This is a genomic window from Arthrobacter sp. zg-Y179, assembly GCF_020907345.1.
Classification (GTDB): Bacteria; Actinomycetota; Actinomycetes; order Actinomycetales; family Micrococcaceae; genus Arthrobacter_B; species Arthrobacter_B jinronghuae.
This window is the reverse complement of the sequence record NZ_JAJJOB010000012.1, coordinates 48955-67594: the sequence shown is the minus strand read 5'-3', so window position 1 is coordinate 67594 and position 18640 is coordinate 48955. Positions and strand designations below refer to the sequence as shown.

20 protein-coding genes and 1 tRNA gene are annotated in these 18640 nt (G+C 64.3%); 15 read left to right on the top strand and 6 right to left on the bottom strand.

Annotation, left to right across the window (positions count from 1 at the left end):
- Positions 1-131 precede the first annotated feature (131 nt).
- Positions 132-1946 carry a flavin-containing monooxygenase gene (locus tag LOC56_RS14235; RefSeq protein WP_229952936.1) on the top strand — a complete coding sequence of 605 codons (1815 nt, stop codon included), beginning with the start codon at positions 132-134 and terminating at the stop codon, positions 1944-1946.
- Positions 1947-2239: 293 nt separating this feature from the next.
- Here LOC56_RS14235 and LOC56_RS14230 read toward each other — a convergent pair whose 3' ends face one another.
- Together LOC56_RS14230 and LOC56_RS14225 are read right to left on the bottom strand one after the other, a co-directional pair.
- Complete coding sequence (locus tag LOC56_RS14230) at positions 2240-3388, bottom strand: SMP-30/gluconolactonase/LRE family protein (RefSeq protein WP_229952935.1); 1149 nt, start codon at positions 3386-3388, stop codon at positions 2240-2242.
- A gap of 140 nt (positions 3389-3528) precedes the next feature.
- A tRNA-Ser gene (locus tag LOC56_RS14225) sits at positions 3529-3619 on the bottom strand.
- 62 nt (positions 3620-3681) lie between these two features.
- On the opposite strand from LOC56_RS14225, the gene LOC56_RS14220 reads away from it, so the two are divergent.
- The 6 genes from LOC56_RS14220 (at position 3682) to LOC56_RS14195 (ending at position 9693) form a co-directional block, all read left to right on the top strand.
- Positions 3682-4659, top strand: a complete 978-nt coding sequence (locus tag LOC56_RS14220; RefSeq protein ID WP_229952934.1) for an NAD(P)H-quinone oxidoreductase — start codon at positions 3682-3684, stop codon at positions 4657-4659.
- A 199-nt stretch (positions 4660-4858) separates the two neighbouring features.
- Positions 4859-7150 (top strand): carbon starvation CstA family protein, encoded by a 2292-nt coding sequence (locus LOC56_RS14215; RefSeq protein ID WP_229952933.1) that lies wholly within the window; start codon positions 4859-4861, stop codon positions 7148-7150.
- Positions 7147-7347 (top strand): YbdD/YjiX family protein, encoded by a 201-nt coding sequence (locus tag LOC56_RS14210; protein WP_227923896.1) that lies wholly within the window; start codon positions 7147-7149, stop codon positions 7345-7347. The genes LOC56_RS14215 and LOC56_RS14210 overlap by 4 nt, the downstream gene beginning before the upstream one ends.
- A gap of 211 nt (positions 7348-7558) precedes the next feature.
- Complete coding sequence (locus LOC56_RS14205) at positions 7559-8242, top strand: bacterial proteasome activator family protein (RefSeq protein WP_269438001.1); 684 nt, start codon at positions 7559-7561, stop codon at positions 8240-8242.
- Between the two features lie 7 nt (positions 8243-8249).
- Positions 8250-8726 carry a hypothetical protein gene (locus LOC56_RS14200; protein ID WP_229952932.1) on the top strand — a complete coding sequence of 159 codons (477 nt, stop codon included), beginning with the start codon at positions 8250-8252 and terminating at the stop codon, positions 8724-8726.
- Positions 8727-8856: 130 nt separating this feature from the next.
- Positions 8857-9693 carry an aldo/keto reductase gene (locus tag LOC56_RS14195; RefSeq protein ID WP_227929397.1) on the top strand — a complete coding sequence of 279 codons (837 nt, stop codon included), beginning with the start codon at positions 8857-8859 and terminating at the stop codon, positions 9691-9693.
- 62 nt (positions 9694-9755) lie between these two features.
- Here LOC56_RS14195 and LOC56_RS14190 read toward each other — a convergent pair whose 3' ends face one another.
- From LOC56_RS14190 to LOC56_RS14175, 4 genes are read right to left on the bottom strand one after another with little or no spacing between them, the layout of a single operon-like run.
- Complete coding sequence (locus LOC56_RS14190; RefSeq protein ID WP_229952931.1) at positions 9756-10148, bottom strand: flagellar assembly protein FliW; 393 nt, start codon at positions 10146-10148, stop codon at positions 9756-9758.
- Complete coding sequence (gene flgL / locus LOC56_RS16325) at positions 10145-11032, bottom strand: flagellar hook-associated protein FlgL (protein WP_229952930.1); 888 nt, start codon at positions 11030-11032, stop codon at positions 10145-10147. The genes LOC56_RS14190 and flgL overlap by 4 nt, the downstream gene beginning before the upstream one ends.
- A 3-nt stretch (positions 11033-11035) precedes the next feature.
- The gene (gene flgK / locus LOC56_RS14180; RefSeq protein WP_229952929.1) at positions 11036-12436 is read right to left on the bottom strand and encodes a flagellar hook-associated protein FlgK; all 1401 of its coding nucleotides are present in this window, start codon (positions 12434-12436) and stop codon (positions 11036-11038) included.
- Positions 12437-12455: 19 nt separating this feature from the next.
- Complete coding sequence (locus LOC56_RS14175) at positions 12456-12941, bottom strand: flagellar protein FlgN (RefSeq protein WP_229952928.1); 486 nt, start codon at positions 12939-12941, stop codon at positions 12456-12458.
- A 308-nt stretch (positions 12942-13249) separates the two neighbouring features.
- On the opposite strand from LOC56_RS14175, the gene LOC56_RS14170 reads away from it, so the two are divergent.
- From LOC56_RS14170 to fliE, 8 genes are all read left to right on the top strand, one after another.
- Positions 13250-14098, top strand: a complete 849-nt coding sequence (locus LOC56_RS14170; RefSeq protein WP_229952927.1) for a sigma-70 family RNA polymerase sigma factor — start codon at positions 13250-13252, stop codon at positions 14096-14098.
- Between the two features lie 135 nt (positions 14099-14233).
- Positions 14234-15121 (top strand): flagellin N-terminal helical domain-containing protein, encoded by an 888-nt coding sequence (locus tag LOC56_RS14165; protein WP_229952926.1) that lies wholly within the window; start codon positions 14234-14236, stop codon positions 15119-15121.
- Between the two features lie 180 nt (positions 15122-15301).
- A complete protein-coding gene (gene fliD / locus LOC56_RS14160) occupies positions 15302-16636 on the top strand; it encodes a flagellar filament capping protein FliD (RefSeq protein WP_229952925.1) in 1335 nt (444 codons plus the stop codon).
- A gap of 2 nt (positions 16637-16638) precedes the next feature.
- Positions 16639-17076: a flagellar export chaperone FliS gene (fliS, locus tag LOC56_RS14155; protein ID WP_229952924.1), complete on the top strand. Its 438-nt coding sequence runs from the start codon at positions 16639-16641 to the stop codon at positions 17074-17076.
- Positions 17066-17410: a hypothetical protein gene (locus LOC56_RS14150; protein ID WP_229952923.1), complete on the top strand. Its 345-nt coding sequence runs from the start codon at positions 17066-17068 to the stop codon at positions 17408-17410. Before fliS ends, LOC56_RS14150 begins: the two co-directional genes overlap by 11 nt.
- Positions 17411-17595: 185 nt before the next feature.
- Positions 17596-17937: a flagellar basal body rod protein FlgB gene (locus LOC56_RS14145; protein ID WP_229952922.1), complete on the top strand. Its 342-nt coding sequence runs from the start codon at positions 17596-17598 to the stop codon at positions 17935-17937.
- Positions 17937-18329, top strand: a complete 393-nt coding sequence (flgC, locus tag LOC56_RS14140; RefSeq protein ID WP_229952921.1) for a flagellar basal body rod protein FlgC — start codon at positions 17937-17939, stop codon at positions 18327-18329. The genes LOC56_RS14145 and flgC overlap by 1 nt, the downstream gene beginning before the upstream one ends.
- Positions 18329-18634, top strand: coding sequence for a flagellar hook-basal body complex protein FliE (gene fliE, locus LOC56_RS14135; RefSeq protein ID WP_229952920.1), 306 nt, complete (start codon positions 18329-18331; stop codon positions 18632-18634). The genes flgC and fliE overlap by 1 nt, the downstream gene beginning before the upstream one ends.
- The last annotated feature ends 6 nt before the right edge of the window (positions 18635-18640 follow it).

Genomic DNA, 18640 nt, shown 5'->3' with positions numbered 1-18640 from the left:
TCGGTTTTTGAGATATACCGGCGTCCCCGCGGCTGCAGTTCGGAGTGAGACGGACTCCGAGCGCACCGGCGTCGTAGTCCTCCCGCTCTGCCCTGGGTCACGGGAACGCGCAAGCGAAGCGAGGACACTACATGAGCAGCACGCAAACCCCCATAGCGTACGAGCGCATAGAAGACGGCCTGGACGTCGAGGCGTTGAGGGCGAAGTACAAGGCCGAAAGGGACCGGCGGATCCGCCCGGACGGCGCCACCCAGTACCAGCCGGCCAAGGGAAAATTCGGCTACTACGCCACAGATCCCTACACTCCCCGCACCGAGCGGGAGCCATTGACGGACACCGTGGAGGTGCTGGTGATCGGCGGCGGGTTCGGCGGGCTGATGACCGGAGCGCGCCTGCGGCAGGCCGGCGTCGAAAGCATCCGCATGATGGATGAAGCCGGGGACTTCGGCGGCACCTGGTACTGGAACCGCTACCCCGGCATCCGCTGTGACATCCAGTCCTACGTCTACCTGCCGCTGCTCGAAGAAGTGGGTTACATACCCACCGAGCGCTACGCACCGGGGGAAGAGATCCGCCGGCACGCCGTGGCCATCGCCGAGCGTTTCGACCTCTACCGCGACGCCGTTTTCTCCACCCGCGTCACCAGCCTGGTCTGGGACGAAGCTGCGTCCGAATGGATCGTTTCCACCGACCGCGGGGACTCGATCCGGGCCCGCTACGTGATCACCTCCTCCGGAACGCTCACGCAGCCGAAGCTGCCGGGCATTCCCGGCATCGACTCCTTCAAGGGGCACACCTTCCACACCAGCCGCTGGGACTACGGCTACACCGGGGGAGACCAGTTCGGCAATCTCACCGGCCTGGCGGACAAGAAGGTGGCCGTGGTGGGCACCGGTGCCACCGGCATTCAGGTCATCCCCATGGTGGCGCGCGACGCCGAGCAGCTCATCGTCTTCCAGCGCACGCCGTCGTCGGTGGACATCCGGAACAACCGGCCCACGGACCCTGACTGGGCCGCCTCCCTGAAGCCGGGCTGGCAGCAGGAACGGATGGAGAATTTCCTGGCGGTGGTCTCCGGGGAGCCGGTGGAGAAGGACCTCACCCGGGACGGCTGGACCTCGGTGCCTCAGCTGCACCGCAAGATGATCAGCGGCGCCGTCGACAAGTCCGTTTCGGCAGAAGAGCGTGAACGGCTCGACGAGCTCGTTGATTTCCGGAAAATGAACTCCATCCGCGCCCGGGTGGATGAGGAAGTCTTCGATCCGACAACGGCCGAAAAGCTCAAGCCCTGGTACCGCTACATGTGCAAGCGCCCGACCTTCAGCGACTACTACCTCGAGACGTTCAATCTTCCCAACGTGACGCTGGTGGACACGGCGGACTTCGGCGGCATCACCCGCATCACGGAAAACACCGTCGTGGTGGGCGAGGAAGAATACGAGGTGGACTGCATCATCTTCGCCACCGGCTTTGAAGTAGGCGTCTCGGGTGTCACCTCCGGGGCCATGCCGGTGACCGGGCGCAGCGGCCAGACCCTCCTGGAAGCCTGGGGGCGGGGTCCGCGCACGCTGCACGGCTTCTACTCGCACGGCTTCCCGAATCTGTTCCACCTCGGCTCGCTGCAGAACGCCAACTCCGTGAACTTTGTCCACATCCTGATGGAACAGGCCAACCACATCGGCGCCGTTATCGGCAGGGCACGCGAGGTGGGTGCCCGGTACATCGAGCCGACGGCGGAAGCCGAGGCGGCCTGGGGAGAAACCATCCAGCGGACCTCCGCGGACAACCGCAAGTTCGCCGCGGAATGCACGCCCGGCTACTACAACCGCGAGGGCAACCCGCCGCCCGTCAGCTTCTCCTTCAGTCCGGGGCCGGTAGTGTTCCACCGGCTGCTGAAGCAGTGGCGCGAGGAAAGCATCGATGAGGTGCTCGTGACTGAGGGCTAGTCTTTCCCGGCTGCGCCTTACGCCCCGCTCGCTTGCGGGGCCTGGCAGTCTCGGCAGCCCCGCTCGCTTGCGGGGCCTGGCAGTCCCAGCAGCCCGGGTCGCCTGCGGGGCCTGGCTCCGGCGGCAACGAAATTCCAGAGCTCGCAGAGCTCGCTTGGAATATTAAAGCCGCCTCCGCCAGGCCCCTACGGCTGCACGCTCACCCCTCCCACGTCACCCCTAGTGGTCAGCGGTGCAGTCACCGGCTGTCGGTGCGCGACTTATCCGTGCTGTTCTGGGTGGGGTGGGGGAGGTTAGCCGCCGTTTGATTGGCGGATGCCGGTGGACAGGGCGTCGAATTCGTAGATGAAGCCGCCGTCAGGGCCGCTGACCGTTAGGTAGGCCTTCTTGGTGTCGGGCTTGATGGCGATATTGGTGGCCGAGGTGAGGCCTTCCCGGTCTTCGGCGGGGACTGCGATGGTGGACAGGAGTTCACCCTGGGGGCTGTAGACGAAGATGCGCGGCTGGCCGTGGACTGCCTGGTAGACGTTGCCGTCGCCGTCGACCGCGTTGGAATCCGTCTGGCTGGTGCCGCCGTCGAAGTGCATGCCGGGGTGCGAGGTGGTGACTTCGGTTTTGTCCTCGTTCAGCACCAGGTAGTCGATCCGGTTGTCCATGTACTGGCTGACCCGCAGGGCTTTGAAGTCCTCGCTGAAGGAGATGCCGTTCGGGGCGGCAAGGTTCTCGGCCAGGACGGCGGCCTCCGCGGAGTCCTTGTCTATCTCCACCACCCGGCCCTTTGCCTCCCACGCCGGATCTGCGTAGCCGGTGGAATCGCTGACGAAGAGGTTCCCCTCCTCGTCGAAGGCCAGATCATCCGGGCGCATCGGGGAGCCGTCGACGTCGCCGGCGAAGAAGGTCAAGGGGTCCTTGCCGTCGGCGGTGATGCTGTCGATTTTTCCGCCGGCAAAGTCCGTCAGGTAGATCCGGCCGTCGTTCGGGCTGAACTGTGCTGAGGTGTAGGCGCCGTTGCCTTCGGTGTAGATGCGGGAAACGGACTCATCCTCCACGTCCACCCGCATCACCTTGGCTTCACCGGCCGGAGCCGTGACATCGACAACGAACAGGCCGCCGTCGGGCCCGAACGTGGGGCCTTCGATGAGGGTCATGCCGGTTTCCGGATGGACGGAGCTGACCTGGACCACGCGCTCGGCGGTCTGTTCGGGGACCCCGTGCATTCCGGTGTTCGACGCCGATTCGTCATGATCGTCGTCGTCTCCGGCGGTGCATCCGGTGAGCGCCGCGGCCAGACCGAGCGTGAGCGCTGCCAGGCGGACCGGCTTCGGAAAAGAGGTGGGCTGGGTGTGCTGGGTGCGGTGGGACGGGGCCGCCGCCCGCCGCTTCTGTGTCGCCCGCGCATTCATGGTGCAGTAGATGCTGTCTGACCGGCTCAGAGGCAGCATCTACTGCACTATGAACAGCCAGTAGTTCCCCAAACCGGCAGCTATTCCGCAAGAGGATCAAACATCCGCGCCCGACCGGCAGAGCCCGGCCCTATAAACAACAAGAAGCGGCCCCTGATCAGGGACCGCTTCTCGTTGTCTGGCGGAAGGTAAGGGATTCGAACCCTTGGTACGGGGTTACCGCACACTGGTTTTCAAGACCAGCTCCATCGGCCGCTCGGACAACCTTCCTCACTATGTAGTCTGGCAGAAGGGATGAAATCACCAAAATTCCCTAAACCTGGAAGGACAGCATGAAAGCCATCGTTATTGGAACACCCGGCGGACCGGAAGCACTGGAACTGCAGGATGTTCCTGCTCCCGAGGCCGGACCGGGCGAGGTGCTGATCGACGTCGTCGCCGCCGGCATCAACCGCGCAGACGTGATGCAGCGCCAGGGCCACTACCCGGTGCCCGCCGGAGCATCCGAGTATCCGGGCCTGGAAGTCTCCGGCCGCATTGCCGCCCTGGGCGAGGGTGTTGAAGGCTTCGCTGTGGGAACCGAGGTGGTGGCACTCCTGACCGGCGGCGGATACGCCGAGCAGGTTGCCGTCCCCGCCGGGCAGGTCCTGCCCCTCCCGGACGGCTTCGACGCCGTCACCGCAGCGTCCCTGCCGGAAACGGCCGCCACCGTCTTCTCCAACCTCTTTATGGCCGCCGGAGTCAAGGAGGGGGACTACGTCCTCATCCACGGCGCCACGGGCGGCATCGGCACCATGGCCATCCAGATGGTTGCCGCGTTCGGTGCCGTTCCGATGGTGACGGCAGGGTCGGGCGAAAAGCTGGAACTCGCGGAATCGCTCGGCGCGAAGGTCCTCATTGACTACAAGGAGCAGGACTTCGTCGAGGCGGTGCGCGTTGCCACCGACGGCCACGGTGCGGACGTCATCCTCGACGTCGTCGGCGCGAAATACCTGCAGCGGAACCTGGACGCGCTCGCCGTCGCCGGGCGCCTCGTGATCATCGGGCTGCAGGGCGGCACCAAGGCCGAGTTGAACCTGAACCAGCTCATGACCAAGCGCGCCGCCGTCATCGGCACCACCCTGCGCGGCCGGCCCGTGGAGGAAAAGGCCGCCATCATGTCCGCGGTCGGCGAATACGTCTGGCCGCTGCTGGTCTCGGGCCAGATCCGCCCCCTGGTGGACCGCACCTTCCCGCTGGGCGAGGCCGCCGCCGCGCACGAGTATTTCGACTCCGGGCAGCACGCGGGAAAGATCCTGCTGACGATCTAGGCCAGCACCCCGCCGGGCGGTTTCCCGCCCGGCAGAATCCCCGACGACGACGGCGGCAGCACACCTGTGCGGCCGCCGTCACGTATGTCTGTGACCGCCGCCTCATGCGCTGGTAATCTGCAAAGTGCAGGGCCACTCCCTGCCCCCGTTCGGTACGTATGTCAATGCAGACAAGCCACCGCAGACAAAAGGGATCATCATGAGCGAGAACCAACGGCGCCGGGCCGACAACCGGCAACTGGACGGCGACGTCCTGGAACAGGACCCGGCACTGCCGCCGGTGGCCGTGGATCCGGAAGTCCTCAAGGCGGAGGACCGCCGCTGGACACCCGCGAAGATCGCCATTTGGGCGGGCATTGCCCTGCTGGGCGGCTTCAGCTGGACCATGCTCGCCATAGTCCGCGGCGAAACCGTGAACGCCATCTGGTTTGTGTTCGCCGCCGTGTGCACCTACCTCATCGGCTACCGCTTCTATTCAAAGCTCATCGAAGTGAAGCTGCTGAAGCCCAATGACCGCCGCGCCACCCCCGCCGAGTACAAGGCGGACGGCAAGGACTACGCCGCCACGGACCGCCGGGTCCTCTACGGCCACCACTTCGCCGCCATTGCCGGCGCCGGACCGCTCGTCGGACCGGTGCTGGCCGCGCAGATGGGCTACCTTCCCGGCACCATCTGGATCATCGTGGGCGTGGTGCTCGCTGGCGCCGTCCAGGACTACCTGGTGATGTTCTTCTCCATGCGCCGCGGCGGGCGCTCCCTGGGTCAGATGGCACGGGATGAACTCGGGCTCATCGGCGGCACCGCTGCCCTGATCGCCACCCTGGTCATCATGATCATCATCGTGGCCATCCTTGCCCTGGTGGTGGTGAACGCCCTCGCCGAAAGCCCGTGGGGTGTCTTCTCCGTGAGCATGACCATCCCCATCGCCCTGTTTATGGGTGTGTACCTGCGCTACCTGCGTCCCGGCAAGGTCACCGAGGTCTCCATCATCGGCTTCGTCCTCCTGCTCGCCGCCATCATCGCCGGCGGCTGGGTTGCCGGCACCCCGCTCGGTGACGCCCTGACCCTGGAACCGACCACCATCGCGTGGGGCATCATCATCTACGGCTTCATCGCCGCGGTCCTGCCGGTCTGGCTGCTGCTGGCCCCGCGCGACTACCTCTCCACCTTCATGAAGGTGGGCACCATCGTGATGCTGGCCGTAGCCATCATCATCGTCCGCCCGGAGATCAGCGTTCCGGCGGTCAGCGAGTTCGCCAGCCGGGACGACGGTCCGGTGGTGGCAGGACCGCTCTTCCCGTTCCTCTTCGTCACCATCGCCTGCGGCGCCCTGTCCGGCTTCCATGCCCTGATCTCCTCCGGCACCACTCCGAAGATGCTGGAGAAGGAACGCCAGACCCGCTTCATCGGGTACGGCGGCATGCTGATGGAATCCTTCGTCGCCATCATGGCGCTGGTGGCCGCCCTTTCAATTGACCGCGGTATCTACTTCGCCATGAACTCCTCCGCCGGAGCCACCGGCGGCACGGTGGAAGGCGCCGTCGCCTTCGTCAACGGGCTGGGCCTGGTCGGAGTGAACCTCACCCCGGATATGCTCTCGTCGCTGGCGTCCAGCGTGGGCGAGGAATCCATCGTGTCGCGCACCGGCGGCGCCCCGACCCTCGCCGTCGGCCTGGCCACGATCATGCACAGCCTGATCGGCGGGCCTTCGATGATGGCGTTCTGGTACCACTTCGCGATCATGTTCGAGGCCTTGTTCATCCTCACGGCGGTCGACGCCGGTACCCGGGTGGCGCGGTTCATGCTGCAGGACACCATCGGCAACGTGGCCCCGAAATTCAAGGACATGTCCTGGCGCCCCGGAGCCTGGATATGTACGGCAATCATGGTCGCCGGCTGGGGGTCGATCCTGATCATGGGGGTCACGGACCCGCTGGGCGGCATCAATACACTGTTCCCGCTCTTCGGCATCGCCAACCAGCTCCTGGCCGCCATTGCGCTGGCCATCTGCATGGCAATCATCGCCAAGAAGAACGCATTCAAGTGGCTCTGGATCGTGGCACTGCCCCTGGCGTTCGCTGCGGTGGTGACCATCACGGCGTCGTTCTACAAGATCTTCTCGCCGGTGCCGAGCGTCGGTTACTGGGCCAACCATGAGGCCTTCCAGCAGGCACTGGCCGACGGGAAAACCAGCTTCGGCACGGCCAAGACCGTGGAAGCCATGGAGGCGGTGGTGCGCAACACGCTCATCCAGACCACGCTCTCGGTGGTGTTCGTGACCCTGGCGATCATTGTCATCATCACGGCCATCATTGCCAGCATCCGGTCCTTCCGTTCGGGCGGCGCCCCGAGCGCCGAGGACCCGGCCGTTCCGTCCCGCACCTTCGCACCGGCCGGATTCCTGGCGACGCCGGCCGAAAAGGAGATCATGGCCCAGTGGGACTCGCTGCCGGAGGCTGACCGGCCCGCAAAGAGGGCGGCGCACACATGAGTGCCGCCGTCGCCGTCCGCCAAGGGGTGACCGGGTTCGTCCGGTTCTTCCGTGACGTGATGGGGGAGGACGCCTACCGCAAGTACACGGACTTCCATGCCGCGTCCGGCTGCACCTCGCCGCTGATGAGCGAACGGGAGTTCTGGCGGGACAAGATGGACCGGCAGGACGCCAACCCGGAGGGCCGCTGCTGCTAGCACGGCAGCCGATCCGGCAATAAGTACGACGGCGGCACCGCAGCTGATTACCTCAGCTGCGGTGCCGCCGTCGTTGTTTCGCTTTGTTGCTTGCCCTTGGGGCGCCCGGGTTCTGCCTGCTTAACTAAAGGGAACGCCAAAACCGGAGGACGGAACCTGAAAACCGCCCGCCCGCGGGGCAACCGCCGCCAACCGTGAGAGCATTAATGCCATGACCGATCAGAACGGACCCTCCGAGCGCCACGAGGCGGCTCCGGGGACTGGGCAGAAGTCAGAACAGACGCCCGCCGACGACGGTACGGCACCCGCCGGTGGGCACACTGGTGCGCCCGCCGCTGACGCCGGAGCGATGGACCACTCCGGGGACAGCCATGAGGTGTCCGGACACGCCAAGGGCAAGGCAGGGCCGGCGAAGCTCAACGAACTGGTGGATGAGCCGGCAAAGGTGATGCGGATCGGCACCATGATCAAGCAGCTGCTGGACGAAGTGCGCAACGCTCCGCTGGATGATGCGGCGCGCAACCGGCTGGCGGAGATCCATTCCCGCTCCCTGAAGGAACTCGAGGACGGGCTGGCCCCGGAACTCGTGAACGAGCTGCACCGGATCAACCTGCCGTTCCTGGATGATTCCACCCCTACCGATGCCGAGCTGAGGATTGCGCAGGCCCAGATGGTGGGATGGCTCGAAGGGTTGTTCCGCGGCATCCAGACGGCCATCGCGGCGCAGCAGACTGCCAGCCATGCGGCCGGGCGCCTGCAGCTGCGGCAGCTGCCGCCCGGGACCATACTGGCGCCGGGCGTTGTTATCGGAGACGATGGGGAACCGCACCGAGCTTCCCAGGGGACGGGCAGCCCGCGGCAGGAACCGCAATCGGGCCCCGGCCAGTACTTGTAGGACATTGATGGCACTTTTTGCAGCCGCCCGGCAGGGGCGGAAAGATGACGCGGAGCTCGGCAAGGGCGTCTGGCGGCGTGCGCACGACCGCTTTACGCGGGGCCTGGACCGCTATTACCAGATGCTCGAGGGCGTGGAGGATGACGCCATCTACAACGAGCTGGTGACCGTGGCCAATGACCTCGCCGGTTTGCTGCCGCGCGTCCGGGAGGTGTGTGCCTCTGCCCAATTGCACCTGCCCAGTACGGGACAGAACATTCCCGGAGCGTTGACCGCAGTGCACCGGGCGCTGTCCCGCAGCGGAAATTCCCTGGCCGCCGCTGCCGAAGCCGCCGCCATGTCACGGCTCGAAGGGGAGCGGTGGGGGATCGCGTCCGCCGGTTTGGACAATGTGCGGCGCCGCGCGGAACTGGTCCAGGAGGACGTGGTTGAAGCCGAACGGGCGCTGCTCAGCGCCCGGGAATCCGGGATTTCCCGGAAGTAGGAATCGGCTTTCCCGAAATACCGGCAAAACCCCGCAAAAGAAACTTGGAAAACCGGGAATACATTACGTTGGGTTTTCGCGGTGAGCTTATCCGCTTTGTCCTGCCCGGCATCAGGGCAAGGATGAGGGGATGACTACATCACCGGTACTGACTTTCAATGACGGCAACACCATCCCCCAGCTCGGCTACGGCGTGTGGCAGGTTGAGGACGAGGTTGCCGAAAAGGTAGTGGGACAGGCATTCGAGGTTGGCTACCGCCACATCGACACGGCCAAGATCTACGGCAACGAAGCCGGCGTCGGCCGCGCCATCGCCGCCACCTCCGTCCCCCGCGAGGACATGTTCATCACCACGAAGGTGTGGAACGCGGACCAGGGCTACGAAGAAACCCTCAAGGCTTTCGACGCCTCCATGGAGCGCCTCGGCTTGGAAACCCTGGACCTGTACCTGATCCACTGGCTGCAGCCGAAGCAGAACAAGTACGTGGACACCTGGAAGGCGTTGGTTGAGCTGCAGAAGCAGGGCCGCGTGAAGTCCATCGGCGTCTGCAACTTCACCAAGGAAGCACTGCAGGAAATCATCGACGCCACCGGCGTTGTCCCGGTCCTGAACCAGGTGGAAACCCACCCGTACCTGAACCAGGCGGACCTGCGTGCCTTCGAGGCCGAGCACAACATCCTGCACGAGTCCTGGTCCCCGCTGGGCTCCGGCAAGGGCCTGCTCGAGGATCCCAAGCTCGTTGAGATCGCCGCGAAGTACGACGGCGCCACCCCGGCCCAGGTTGTTATCGCCTGGCACCTGGCCCTGGGCAGCATTGTGATCCCCAAGTCCGTCACGGAATCCCGCATCCGGGAAAACTGGGAAGCCCTGAACCTCAAGCTGAGTGACGAAGACATCGAGGCCATCAACGCGCTCGACAACGGCACCCGCTACGGCGCGGATCCGGCCACGGCCGACTTCGCCTAAGCCTTCGGGTTAAGTACAAAAGGCGCACGTTCCGCGGAACGTGCGCCTTTTGCGTTGGAGACCTACGCGGCGACCGGCTCCAGGGGAGCGCGGACCGGCCAGTCCTGGTCTTCAAGGATCACCTGGGCGCAGCTGCCCGTGGACAGGTTGACCACGATCGGCGCCAGCAGGTTCACGGTGGTCCCGTCGGCCGTCGGATTAGCCACCACGAGCACGGCTGCGTCCTCGGGAGTCACCAGCTCCAGCTGGTGACGCTGTTCGTCGGTGATTTCGGGGTGGTAGTCCGGAAGATAGACGGAGGCGTCCAGCACATAGAGGCGCCTGCTGGCGCCGTCGGTGCTGCCGGCCGCGGTCATGGCGAACAGGCCGGCGGCACCTTCGATCTCCTTGAGATCGAAGTGCACCTCCGGAGCGAGCCCCGGGGGAGGAGTCAGGAACGTCAGGCCGGTGCTCATCGCAGGAAGTCCATGAGGGTCGGCTGCAGTGCCTTGGCCGTCACGGCGAGGGCCGACTGGTAGGCGACTTCCTGCAGCTTCATGTCCAGGATGACCTTGGCCGTGTCCAGGTCCTCGATCCCGGAGCGGCGGGTTTCCAGACTGATGGACTTTTCGGCCAGGTTGTCCTTGGCATTGAGTGTGGCCGCGTGCCGGACGCCGAGTGCGGAGTGTTCCATCAGGACGGTGTTGGCCGCCGCGTCAACCTTCGGCAGGTAGCCGCTGACGTCGTTGTTCGCTTCAAGGTCTGCGACGAGGTTGTCCATCATCCGAAAGACCGAGTTGTCGCCCTTGCCGAAAACGGCTTCACCGTCCGTGTCCACGCGCATCTGGGTGCTGCTGTCCAACCGGCGGGTGGTAGGGGTTCCGCTGCCGCTGTAAGTGTAGGAACCGGCCGCTTCGGTGAACGCCTTGCCTGTGTCCGAGGTGCCTGCAAACACCGTGCGGCCAAGGTGGGTGGTGTTCGCCTCGCGCAGCAGGTCCGTCTTCAGTCCGGAGAGTTCGGTGGCGATGGCCTTGCGGTCGGTCGGCGAAAGCGTGCCGTTGGCAGCATTGAGCGTGAGGTCCTTCACCCGCCGCAGGATGTCAGTGGTGTTGGTCAGCGCATTGTCGGTGACGGTAAGCCAGCCCTCGGCGTCGCTCACGTTGGACGTGTACTGCACGTTGGCCCGGATTTCCGACCTTACCTTCAGCGCATTGGCCGTCCCCGTGGGGTCGTCGGAGGGGCGGGCGATGGCGGCGGAGGAGGCGACCTGCTCCTGCAGCTTGGCCATCCGGGACATGCTGACCTGCAGGTTCTGCTGGGCCGTGCGGGCCATAGTCTGGTTCGTGGTGCGGCTGATCACGGGTTACCTTCCAACAATTCCGGTGCGGTTAATGAGGGTGTCAAGCATTTCGTCAATTGCGCTCATGACGCGGGAGGCACCCTGGTAGGCGTGCTGGTACATCAGCAGGTTCACGTTTTCTTCGTCCAGGTCCACCGAGGCGTTGGAAAGCTGAAGATCCACCGCGGAGGAGGACGCGACGTCGGCCAGCGTGGCCTGCTGCAGTTCGGCGCGGCTCTGCGATGCGGTGGCCGTGACGAAGGCGCTCCAGACCTTATCCGCGGACCCGGCCTTGGAACCCAGCTGGGCAATCTGGTCGGCGATACCGCCGTCAAGTGTTCCCGAGCCCGGCCGGCCCGAGGCAATGCCGGAGGCATCGGTCGGCAAGGCCGCCAGGGTGGTTGCGGCAGGGGTGCCCACGCTGAAGAAATCTTCGCCGGTTTTTCCGGCTGTGGTTGCGCCTTGTCGGTGCAGTTCGTTGACGCTGGAAGCCAGTGAGGCGGCAACCTCGTTGTAGGAAGCCGCGGCCTGGGCAAAGACCCCGCCGTTGCCGGCCGAGGCAAGGAGCGAAGAGGCGCCGGCAATTTCGCCCTTGCCAATGCCTGCCGAGCCGGGCCGGTCAGTCCAGCCGACCACGGGCTCCTGCGCATCGTCCATGGTCTTTCCGCCGGTGACCTGGAGGGAACGGGCATTCGTGCCGGAGACCAGTGCATTCCCGTCGATGAGGACATCCACCATGCCGTCGGAGGACTCCCGCACCGTGCCGCCGCTAAGCGCGGCGATGGTGGTGGCCAGGGCGTTGCGCTGGTCAACGAGCTCGTTCGCCGACGAGCCGGAGGCAAGCGTGGAACGGATGGCGCCGTTAAGGCTGGCCAGCTGCTTTGCGCTGGAATTCAGCTCCGTGACCATGTCATTGAGCCCGCTGCGGGTGCTGTTCCACTGGTCCCGGACCGCGTTGTAGCCGCTGGCGATCTGCCCTGCGGCGCTGCTGGCCGCGCTGAGCAGCACTGCAGCGGCAGTGTTGTCAGACGGATTATGGGAAAGGCCGTCCCAGGCCGCGGAAAAGTTCTGCAGTGCCGTGGAGAGCCCGTTCTTACCCGGCTCCCTGAACCCGTCCTCCAGCTCGATCAGCGCGTTGGCGCGGACGGCGGAATACCCGGCGACGGCTGCGGTGCTGCGTACCCTGGTGTCCAGCTGCTGGCTGCCCAGCCGGGCAATGGAATCCACCGAAACGCCCTGGCCCACACCTGTAGGGGCGGCGAAGCGGCCGGCGGGGGCGAGGGAGGGAACCGCGGAAGTATTCAGGCGCTGCCGCGTGTAGCCGGCCACGTTCGCGTTCGCCACGTTCTGGCCGACGACGTCGAGGCCCTTGCGGGCGGCGGTGAGGCCCGTGTACGCGGTGTTCAGGCCGCTGAAGGTGCTCATTCTCTAGGAGTCCTTAACCTTAAATGCTCTGGTCAACCAGCCGGGCGGCTGAGGTGGGGACGGCCGAGGTGCCGGACGCCGTGTAGGTATTCGCTTCCGGGCTTAGCCCCGCCAGGGTTTCCTGGGCCGAGCGTGCCGCAGTACGCAGGAACTGTTCGTTGATATCGCGCAGCTCGCGGATCTTCACGGTCAGCTCGGTCATGGCCTGCAGGTGCGCGTTGAAGATTTCCGTCCATGGCCCCGGAGGGGCAGCCGCAACCAGTTCACGCAGCGTGGCGTTTTCGGAGGTGCCCCATTCGGTGGCCAGGCCGGCAACGGCAACGGCCCTGCCCAGGTCTGCACCCCGGAGGCGCTCGAGGACCTGTTCAACCTCGCGCGTGGCGTGCGTCAGCCATTTGGTTTTCCCGGAAGTAAGCAGCAGTTGTTCTTCTTCGAGCTTGAACACAAGAAGTTCCAACAACTCACGCTCTTCCCAAAGAAGTGCCGAGAGTTTCTGGGTACCCATGCTTGGCTCATCTCCTAGGTGGTGCACTGAATGTCTCTAAAACGGAATAAGACGTCTGATTTCAGGCCCCAACCTGCGGCAAAAGTCTTGGATTTGGCGTCCGCATTCCAATACGTCCGCCACAAAACACTATCGGCCGGTTCATCTTCAATGTAAGTGGTATGTTTCAGCTAAAGCGCTTCAGCGTGGATCCACCAGCGGACTCAGCCACTGACCACCAAGCAGGCGCGCAACTGGTCGCAGTATTGGGGGACAGTTGGGGAACAAGGGCTTGGGGGTCCAAATTGAATCGCGCCGAACGTAATGCAATGGTTGTGGAAAATCTGCCATTGGTTGGTTATCTCGTATCCGAAGTCTGTGCCAAGGCCACGCACCTGTCGCGTGACGATCTGGCCTCGGCTGGATCCATTGCCCTTATAACGTCTGCAGACTCGTTCGATCCGGAGCTGGGTGTTCCCTTCGGAGCTTATGCCCGCCGCCGCATTGTCGGCGCCTTTGCGGATGAAATGCGTTCCAATGACTGGGCCACGCGTTCGGCCCGCCGCCGAATCAAGGAAACCCTTTCGGTCAAGGAAACCCTCACCGGCGCCCTGGGCCGCACCCCCAACGTGGATGAGATTGCTTCCGCCTTGGGCGTGGACCGCACGGTGGCCGAAGATGCGCTATCGGATGCTTCCCGCACGGTGTCCAGCCTGGACGAATCCGTGACGGATTTCCTGATCGCAGACATGCCGTCGCCCGAGGGTTCCCTCCTGGCTTCCGAACGCCTGAAGTACCTGCATGCTGCCGTCGCAGCCCTGCCGGAGAAGATGCGGTATGTAGTGGAAGAGATTTACTTCCACGACCGCACGGTCAAGGAAATTGCCGAAGAGCTCGGCAGCACCCACTCGGCAGTGTCCCAGCAGCGAGCCGAAGCGGTCCGCCTCCTCCGTGACGGCCTGGGCACGCATTACTCCGATGCCGCTGCCGCACCGGAACTCCAGTCCCGGATTGCGCCGGCACGCCGCAACGCCTATCTCACCTCAGTGGGGGAACGCACCGCCGGAGGCATCACCCGGCACCATCTCGCCCCGGCCTTTCCCGGTGCGCAGGCCTTTGTTCCCGGGCTTACCGGGGTTCCGGGCCGTCCGGCGACTTTTAATCCGGCGGCGTCCTAGGTTTCTGCGCCGGGACTAAAACTTTTTCAAATTCTTTTCCAGAACTTCTAACACCCGTCGGTGCTCCGCCGATAGCTATGGTTGCAGGCCCACGGAAGGGCCTGTTAGTACAGCCCACTCACGGAGGAATACATCATGGGTTTCACAATCAACACCAACGTTTCATCGCTCAACGCCATGCGTAACCTGAACCTGAACCAGACGAACCAGGCCAAGTCGGTGGAGCGCCTCTCCAGCGGTATGCGCATCAACCGTGCGGCTGACGACGCTGCAGGCCTGGCTATCTCCGAAGGCCTGAAGAACCAGGTTTCCGGTCTGACGCAGGCCGGCCGCAACGCCCAGGACGGCATCAGCCTCATCCAGACCGCTGAAGGCGCCCTGACCGAGGTCCACAACATCCTCAACCGCGTTCGCGACCTGACCGTCCAGGGCGCCAACGATACGAACAATGCAGAATCGCGCGGGGCCATCCAGAAGGAAATCACGGCCCTGGGTGAAGAACTCGGGCGTATCGCCAAGAGCACCAACTTCAACGGCATCCAGCTTCTCACGACGGAAGCCTCCGGAGCCGCGCTGAAGATCCAGGTCGGTGCAGACGGTACTGCGGCTGCTGCTCCCGGCGACACTACTCCTGCGGCGGTCAGCAGCAATGAGATCTCCATCACGCTGACAGATATTGAGGCAGTGGCTAAAGCTGTAACCGATATCAAGATCGCCACTGGCGACACTGCAGTTGACCAGGCAGCCTCTTCGGCAGCAATCGAGACCCTGGACGAGAATATCGTTGCCGTCTCGGGCGCCCGTGCCGACCTTGGTGCTCAGCAGAACCGCCTGGAATCCACCGCACGCTCCATCGCGGTGTCCGTGGAGAACCTCTCCTCGGCCAACTCCCGCATCCGCGACACGGACATGGCAGCGGAAATGGGTAACTTCACCAAGTCCCAGATCCTCTCCCAGGCCGCCACCGCGATGCTGGCCCAGGCCAACCAGATGAACTCCGGCGTTATGTCGCTCCTGCAGTAGTAGCAGCGACTGACCAGATTCATCAGCAGTAACCGCAGAACCGGCAGGTGAATGGCCGCTGGCGGCGGGGAAACATGACTTGGACCTCACGCTTCCCGCCGCCAGCCCATTCCCTGCCTTCTGTTTGTCACCGGCTTCACCGGCAGGACCTTCCAGCAGGACTTCTCAAGGAGCATTCTCATGGCGCTAGGCATTGACGGGCTGATCAGCGGCATCGACACCACAGCCATGATCGCGGACCTGATGAAGATCGAAGCGCGTCCGCAGGCGATGCTCAAGCAAAAGGTCGAGTCCAACAAGCTGTTCGTCACGGCGCTGCAGAACCTCAACACCAAGATCGCTTCCCTGACCGAGGCGGCCGGCAAGATCGCCAAAGCCGGCGGCACGGACCGCTACGCCGCCGTTACCGGGTCCACCACCGTAACCGCAGCCGTCAAGGACGGGGCCGCCGCTGGATCGCTGGATATCACCGTCAATAAGCTGGCCACCGCGCAGGTTTCCCTTTCCGGTGCCATGGCCGCGTGGCCCAACGGCGACGCGCTCTCCATCTCCGCCAATGGAACCATCACCGAGCTGGACACGGCAGGCAAGAGCCTGGATGAAGTCATCAGCACCGTCAACAAGGCCAACCTGGGCGTCACCGCCGTCAAAATCGCCGCCGGCAGCGTGGACGGCGTCGCCCAGTACCGCATGCAGTTCAGTGCCTCCGCCACGGGCTCGGCCGGAGCCTTTACCGTCTCCCAGAACGGCACGGATCTGGGTGCCATCCGCGCCGGAGCCGACGCCGAAGTCACCCTCTGGGCGGGTGTGGCCGGTGCCGAAACGAAGATCACCTCCGCCACCAACACCTTCGCGGATCTCATGCCCGGAGTGGACATCACCGTGTCCGCCGTCTCCGTTGATCCCGTCACCGTAGCCGTCAGCCGGGACACCAAGGCGATCTCCGACGTCGCAGCCTCTCTGGTGGCCGGCCTGACAGACGTCTTCGGCTACATTGACCGCAACTCTGCCGTCTCGATTGATACCTCCGACGGCGTCACCAAGACCGTTGGGGGAGTGTTTACGGGCGACTCGGCCACCCGTTCCCTGAAGCAGGCCATTATGGGCGCCGCAACGGGCTCGCTGGACGGACGCTCGACGTCGGACATCGGTATTACCCTCACTAAGTTCGGCACCGTGGAATTTGACGCCGAGAAGTTCGCCACGGCCCTCGCCGCGGATCCGGAAAAGACGCAGGCTTCGCTGCAGGCAATTGCCGGCCGCGTTGAGGCCGCAGGTAAAACAGCCTCGGATAAGTACGACGGCTCCATTACCAAGCGGATCCAGAGCCAGGAATCCACGGTCCGGTCCCTCAACAGCCAGGTCGAGGAGTGGGACCGCCGGCTGGCGTCACGGGAATCCACGCTGAAGCTCGTCTGGACCAACCTTGAAGTCAAGCTGGGCTCGCTCAACAGCCAGATGGACTGGCTCACCGGCCAGATCGACTCCCTCACCGCCTCCTCCAGTAAGAAGTGACCGTGAACTACTCAATGGCAGCCAAACGGGCCGAATATGCACGCAATGCCGTGCTCTCGGCCTCGCCTGCCCGGCTCCTGACCATGCTCTACGACCGGTTGCTGCTGGACCTTGCCCGGGCCGAAACCGCGCAGCAGAACGCCGAGTGGCCGGTGGCCTCGGAGAACCTGCTCCATGCCCAGGCCATCATCACAGAGCTGATGGGCACGCTGAAGACGGACGTGTGGGAGGGCGGGGAAAACCTGCACGCCCTGTACACGTACTCGCTTTCCACCCTGATGAACGCGAACATCGGCCGGGACGCAAAGCTGACCCGGGAATGCATCGACCTGCTCGAACCGATCCGCCAGGCCTGGCATGAAGCAGCGGCCCAGCTCCCCGTCGCCGGCGCAACGCCCGCAGCCGCCGGTACACCGGGAGGGGTTCTCGGTGTCGGCTGAATCGGCAGAACCCTACCGCGGCCCCGAGGAACTGGCCAACATCGCGCTCTGGGAATTCGTCCTCACGCAGCTCGAAGACAACCTGGAGTCCTTCCTCGAAGGACAGTCCCTCACGGAACAGGCCCGCGAAGTGGCGGCCGACTGGGAACCTCCGGCGGACCTCGGACCGCTCCCCGAGGAGCTCGTTACCCGTGCCCGGATGCTGTCCAAGGCGCAGACCCGGGCATACGCCCAGCTGCGCAGTGAGTCGCGGACCAACCGGAAGCAGTCCCTGCTGATTCGCAGTGTGCCCGGCCCGGCGGCGTCGGCCGTTTATCTCGAAGTTGACGGCTAAAAGCAGAGAAATCGGAAGACTGCTTAGTTTTTCTATACCGCATACCTGCAAAAAACCAAAAAAATTACGTGATTACCGCTTACATACTCGTTAATTCGGCCGATAACCATTAATGAGCACGGATAGCTCATGAAAGAGGCCACGGATCGGCCGCACTGTCCCTTTAGCGAGAACTGGGTTTCACTGTGTTCGATTCCGTCTCCTCCATTGCGCTGCAAAGCGCCCTGGACGGTCTTGCCCTTCGTCAGCGGACCATCGCAAACAATATTGCGAATGTGAATACCCCCGGCTACCAGGCCCAGCGCGTTTCTTTCGAGGACGCCCTCGCTAAGTCGGTAAAAGCCGGCAATGGAGCAGTCGCCGCCACCACCTCGCGTTCTCTTGAACCCACCCGCCTGGACGGCAGCAACGTCAACCTGGACACCGAAACACTGTCCAATATCGACACTGTGCTGCGCTACCAGTTCGCCACCCAAGCCGTTGGCGGAGAAGCCAATTCCCTCCGCACGGCATTGAGGACCAACTAATGACTTTCGATGCCATCGGCATTGCCGCAACCGGACTGACCACGCACCGCAAGTGGCTGGACGCAGTTTCCGACAACCTGGCCAACGCCAACAATGTCTCCAGCACCGACGGTGCTGCTTTCCAGGCCCGCTACGTCGTCGCCCAGGAAGGCCGGGAAGGCACCGGAGTCCACGTCACAGGCGTGGAGTACGGCGACGCCGAAGGCCGGATGGTCTACCAGCCGGACCACGCCCTCGCCGACGCCGAGGGCTATGTCCGTTACCCGGACATTGACCTGTCGGAACAAATGGGCAACCTGATCCTTGCCCAGCGCGGCTACGAAGCAAATGCCGCCGTGGTTGACCGTGCCAAGAGCACATACGAAGCAGCACTGCAGATTGGACGCTCCTAATGCCCGTTCCCGCCATCGCCGCAGTCAGCAGCACCACGCCGACGGGATACGTGGAAGCCGTAAAGCCTGCCGTCTCCACCGACGGTTCCTCCTTTGCCACGCAGCTCACCGGAGCCGTGGACAACGTCACTGAACTGCAGGCCACGTCCAAGACACTCGCCGTGCAGGCCGTGACCGGCGACCTGGATGACATCCATGCAGCCACCATCGCGTCCACCCGGGCCTCCGTCACCCTGGAACTTGTCGCCGGAGTGCGGAATAAGGGCGTTGACGCGTTCAACGAGATCATGCGGATGCAGGCCTGATGCCCG

Excerpts from the sequence above, each read along its gene's own strand:
- LOC56_RS14215 (WP_229952933.1), top strand. The coding sequence starts at position 4,859 with ATGAGCGAGAACCAACGGCGCCGGGCCGACAACCGGCAACTGGACGGC.
- flgK (WP_229952929.1), bottom strand. The coding sequence starts at position 12,436 with ATGAGCACCTTCAGCGGCCTGAACACCGCGTACACGGGCCTCACCGCC.
- LOC56_RS14170 (WP_229952927.1), top strand. The coding sequence starts at position 13,250 with ATGGTTGTGGAAAATCTGCCATTGGTTGGTTATCTCGTATCCGAAGTC.
- LOC56_RS14175 (WP_229952928.1), bottom strand. The coding sequence starts at position 12,941 with ATGGGTACCCAGAAACTCTCGGCACTTCTTTGGGAAGAGCGTGAGTTG.
- fliE (WP_229952920.1), top strand. The coding sequence starts at position 18,329 with ATGCCCGTTCCCGCCATCGCCGCAGTCAGCAGCACCACGCCGACGGGA.
- fliD (WP_229952925.1), top strand. The coding sequence starts at position 15,302 with ATGGCGCTAGGCATTGACGGGCTGATCAGCGGCATCGACACCACAGCC.
- LOC56_RS14235 (WP_229952936.1), top strand. The coding sequence starts at position 132 with ATGAGCAGCACGCAAACCCCCATAGCGTACGAGCGCATAGAAGACGGC.
- flgC (WP_229952921.1), top strand. The coding sequence starts at position 17,937 with ATGACTTTCGATGCCATCGGCATTGCCGCAACCGGACTGACCACGCAC.
- LOC56_RS14195 (WP_227929397.1), top strand. The coding sequence starts at position 8,857 with ATGACTACATCACCGGTACTGACTTTCAATGACGGCAACACCATCCCC.
- LOC56_RS14220 (WP_229952934.1), top strand. The coding sequence starts at position 3,682 with ATGAAAGCCATCGTTATTGGAACACCCGGCGGACCGGAAGCACTGGAA.
- LOC56_RS14210 (WP_227923896.1), top strand. The coding sequence starts at position 7,147 with ATGAGTGCCGCCGTCGCCGTCCGCCAAGGGGTGACCGGGTTCGTCCGG.
- LOC56_RS14205 (WP_269438001.1), top strand. The coding sequence starts at position 7,559 with ATGACCGATCAGAACGGACCCTCCGAGCGCCACGAGGCGGCTCCGGGG.
- LOC56_RS14190 (WP_229952931.1), bottom strand. The coding sequence starts at position 10,148 with ATGAGCACCGGCCTGACGTTCCTGACTCCTCCCCCGGGGCTCGCTCCG.
- LOC56_RS14230 (WP_229952935.1), bottom strand. The coding sequence starts at position 3,388 with ATGCTGCCTCTGAGCCGGTCAGACAGCATCTACTGCACCATGAATGCG.
- LOC56_RS14200 (WP_229952932.1), top strand. The coding sequence starts at position 8,250 with ATGGCACTTTTTGCAGCCGCCCGGCAGGGGCGGAAAGATGACGCGGAG.
- LOC56_RS14165 (WP_229952926.1), top strand. The coding sequence starts at position 14,234 with ATGGGTTTCACAATCAACACCAACGTTTCATCGCTCAACGCCATGCGT.